Annotated in this window: 1 protein-coding gene; it reads right to left on the bottom strand. The window is 60.9% G+C overall.

Features of this window, described 5'->3' with window-relative positions; translation table 11 throughout:
* Positions 1-150 precede the first annotated feature (150 nt).
* Positions 151-340: 4Fe-4S cluster-binding domain-containing protein (locus P0G09_RS16275; protein ID WP_275253186.1), on the bottom strand; the 190-nt coding region annotated here is incomplete at its 5' end.

Below are 340 nucleotides of genomic sequence, written 5' to 3'. Positions count from 1 at the left end.
TGCGGGGCAAACCCTCTCAGTCTGCTCACGATGTTCGCAGCCAGCTCCCCCGAAGGGGGAGCTTTATTTGTGCTGACCGGAAGATGCAAAATGCTCCCCCTTTCGGGGGAGCTGGCATCGCGCAGCGATGACTGAGAGGGTCAAATCTCCTTACCGTTCCATGGTGTGTGTGGCAAACACCTGTTCGTCCTCCCACCAGACGGGGGCCTTTGCGGCAAGGCTCTTGGGCACATCCAGAAGCCGCTGGTTGCAGCTGCCCCGGACGCGCAGGGAGATATCGTGCTGGGCTTCCACAAAGCGGCCGTCCACCAGAACATCCAGCAGGCTCAGCAGCTCATCG

The sequence above is a fragment of the Faecalibacterium sp. DFI.5.82 genome, assembly GCF_029076575.1.
Classification (GTDB): domain Bacteria; phylum Bacillota; class Clostridia; order Oscillospirales; family Ruminococcaceae; genus Faecalibacterium; species Faecalibacterium duncaniae.
This window is presented reverse-complemented; position numbering and strand designations above follow the sequence as displayed.